The sequence below is a fragment of the Pseudomonas sp. MF6751 genome (genome assembly GCF_016613265.1).
Lineage (GTDB): Bacteria > Pseudomonadota > Gammaproteobacteria > Pseudomonadales > Pseudomonadaceae > Aquipseudomonas > Aquipseudomonas fluorescens_BV.
The window spans coordinates 1-3079 of sequence record NZ_JAENSV010000089.1 but is presented as its reverse complement, the minus strand read 5'-3'; the positions used below and the strand labels follow the sequence as shown (position 1 = coordinate 3079).

The 3079-nt window shown below is 59.7% G+C and carries 5 protein-coding genes; 1 reads left to right on the top strand and 4 read right to left on the bottom strand.

Annotation, left to right across the window (positions count from 1 at the left end):
- Positions 1-196 precede the first annotated feature (196 nt).
- The 3 genes from glsB to JJD66_RS27790 form a co-directional block, all read right to left on the bottom strand.
- The gene (gene glsB / locus JJD66_RS27800) at positions 197-1105 is read right to left on the bottom strand and encodes a glutaminase B (RefSeq protein ID WP_200649517.1); all 909 of its coding nucleotides are present in this window, start codon (positions 1103-1105) and stop codon (positions 197-199) included.
- 55 nt (positions 1106-1160) lie between these two features.
- A complete protein-coding gene (locus JJD66_RS27795; RefSeq protein ID WP_103451477.1) occupies positions 1161-1505 on the bottom strand; it encodes a hypothetical protein in 345 nt (114 codons plus the stop codon).
- A 73-nt stretch (positions 1506-1578) separates the two neighbouring features.
- Positions 1579-1989 (bottom strand): hypothetical protein, encoded by a 411-nt coding sequence (locus tag JJD66_RS27790; RefSeq protein ID WP_034125714.1) that lies wholly within the window; start codon positions 1987-1989, stop codon positions 1579-1581.
- Positions 1990-2098: 109 nt separating this feature from the next.
- Between JJD66_RS27790 and JJD66_RS27785 the strand changes: the two genes are divergently transcribed.
- The gene (locus tag JJD66_RS27785) at positions 2099-2944 is read left to right on the top strand and encodes an AraC family transcriptional regulator (RefSeq protein WP_105226653.1); all 846 of its coding nucleotides are present in this window, start codon (positions 2099-2101) and stop codon (positions 2942-2944) included.
- Between the two features lie 59 nt (positions 2945-3003).
- Here JJD66_RS27785 and JJD66_RS28350 read toward each other — a convergent pair.
- Positions 3004-3079: IS3 family transposase (locus tag JJD66_RS28350; RefSeq protein WP_325167118.1), on the bottom strand; the 76-nt coding region annotated here is incomplete at its 5' end.

Genomic DNA, 3079 nt, shown 5'->3' with positions numbered 1-3079 from the left:
ATTCAACTGAGCCACCGCTATCGCAGGCAAGCCAGCTCCCACACTGGTTGTGGGTTGCCCACAGAATCGGCACCAGGCATAGATCCCTGTGGGAGCGGGCTTGCCCGCGATGGCGGCGTGTCAGTCACTGAATATTCAACTGAGCCACCGCTATCGCAGGCAAGCCAGCTCCCACAAGAATAAAGATCTCACGGTCTCAAAACACCGACCACCCAATCCGCTCACTCAACAATTCCAACGCCTTCATCCCCGCCAGCGAGTTGCCCGCTGCGTTCAACTCCGGCGACCACACGCATACCGTGAACTGCCCCGGCACCACCGCGACGATCCCGCCGCCGACCCCGCTCTTGCCCGGCAGGCCCACGCGGTAGGCAAAATTGCCCGCCTCGTCATAAAGCCCGCTGGTGGCCATGATCGAGTTCACTTGCTTGGTCTGGCGCGCCGTCAGCACCTGCTCGCCACTGTGGGCACTCACGCCTTCATTGGCCAGGAAGCTGAACGCTCGGGCCAGGTCCAGGCAGCTCATCTGCAACGCGCAATAGTTGAAGTAGCTGTGCAGCACCGCGTCCACATCGTTATGAAAGTTGCCGAACGACTTCATCAGGTAGGCCATGGCCGCATTGCGCGCACCATGCTGGGCTTCAGATTCGGCCACGACGCTGTTGACCAGGATCTGCGGGTTGCCCGACAGGCGCCGTACAAAGTCGCGCATCGACAGAATCGGCACGGCGAAGCGCGACTGGTTGATGTCGCAAATCACCAGCGCGCCAGCGTTGATAAAGGGGTTGCGCGGGCGGCCACGTTCGAATTCCAACTGCACCATGGAGTTGAACGGCTGCCCCGAGGGCTCGTGGCCCAAGCGTTCCCAGATGGTTTCGCCGCCATGGTCGATGGCCTGCACCAGGCTGAATACCTTGGAAATGCTCTGCACCGAAAACAGCGTGTCGGCATCACCGGCGCAGTAGGCCGCGCCATCGTTACCGTATACCGCGATGCCGAGTTGGTTGGCGGGCACGTCGGCCAGCGCGGGAATGTAATCGGCGACTTTGCCGAGGCCGATCAAAGGGCGCACTTCGTCGAGGATCGACTCCAGCAGCGCCTGCATAGCTTGTCCTGTCATCTTTGTTTGAATCAGTGATAAACGAGGCGCGGAGGATACTTCAGTGGGCGCGCAACACCCACACAATCTCTACCACCCGTTCGGCAATCACCACGTAGATCAGGATCAACAACAGTTGCAACGCCAAGTGATAACGCAATTTGGCCAGGCGGCGAATGCCGTCGCTGACGTTCAACAGCATCAGCACCGTCGACAGCACAATCAAGCCCCAGCCCGCGACGCTGGAGGCGAAGATACCGATCAGCAAGTCGCGCGGCCCCACCAGCGCATTGGTCCCCGCCGCAAACAACAGCGCGCAGACCAACAGGTTTTTAACATTGTCGAAAATTTGCGTGCTCAGGTCGTTTTCCAGCAACGCCAGGTACCGCGTCCATAAAGTGCGCATGCTTGAGTACCGAGTGGGAAGGCTCGTCAATCAAGGTAGTTCAATTGTGGACGCTGTCGAGCTTTGGCCAGGCTCAGAAATACGCCACATCCGACACTTCTGCATCCAGCACATCCTGGGCCAACGCCCAGGCGCGATCCTTGGACTCCACCACCAGCAGCGGGTAACCCCAGGCCTTGCCGAACGTCACGGCAAAGGGCTTGAGGGCCAGGCGCTTGGCAGCGCTGGGCTCCACCTGGATCATGCCTTTGACGTAAGCGCGCAAGGCAGCCTTGTTTTTCTTCATCCAGATAGAAGCGCGCTTGCGCTCTTCGTGGGCGTGTTCGTGATTGTTCTCATCCACGGCTTTTTCGTGCAGCAGCAAGAAGGGCTGCTCACGCGCCAGCAGACGTTCGAATGTCAGGAAGGCGTCTTCCGGCGCTCCCTCGCTAGGCGCGTCGAAAAAGATTTTCACCACCGGGAAAGTTGAACTGTCGAGTCGCATGGCAAAGCTCCTTTGATGAGATTGGTTCTCATCATAGGGCGCATGACGCTGGACAGCATTGCATAGAATAGCCAGAATATTTCGCAATCCAGCCAAGGCAGTTATCAGCATGGTTCATCACCGCCTCGACCAATACGACCCCTGCCGGGTCCGCGACGCCGCCGCGATCCCTCGCTCGATTGTTGCAGTGGGCGCCTCGAGTACGTCCGAACGCTGGGAACATACCCCTCACCACCATCAACACGGGCAATTGATCTACACCTTGCGCGGCGTGGTGCATTGCGTGATCGAGGCGGGTATCTGGATCGTGCCGCCGCAATGCGCATTGTGGATTCCCGGCGGTGTGACCCACGCGGCCCGTGGCGCTGGCGAAGCAGATGTCTATTGCCTGTTGATCAACCCGGACGCCGCCAGCGCCCTGCCCCGGCAATGTTGCACGCTGTCGGTGTCGCCATTGCTGCACGAATTGATCGGCAAGGCGGTCAGCTTCCCGCAGCTCTACGACGAAGACGGCGCCCAGGGCCGGCTGGTGGCGACGTTACTCGACGAGTTGGCCCTGGCCCCCATCGAAGCCCTGCATTTGCCGATGCCCCAAGACCCCCGCTTGCATCGGCTGGCCAACAGCTTATTGGCCAACCCCGGCGATAAATCTACCTTGGGCGAATGGGCCGTGCGCATCGGCATGAGCGAACGCAGCATGACCCGCCTGCTGCTGGAAGAGATCGGCCTGAGCTTCGGTCGCTGGCGCCGGCAGTTGCATGTAATCCTTTCACTACAGCGCCTGGCCAACGGCGAGAGTGTGCAGAGCGTGGCGCTGGACCTGGGTTATGAAAATGCCAGCGGGTTTATCACCATGTTCCGCAAGGCCATGGGCCAACCGCCAGCCCGTTACCTGGCGGACCGTGCCAGTACCGTCGGGCCGCACAGCAACGCGTCAACTATCGCCTTGACGTGAGGTTTTGATGATCGTTCCCACGCTCTGAACTGACCCCACAAAGTTGGACGATTTTCTATCTATGCCTGAGCGGCCTGAATTCTGTATTCAACAGGACTCAGGCCGTTTAGCTTCAGTCTGATACGCGAGTGATTG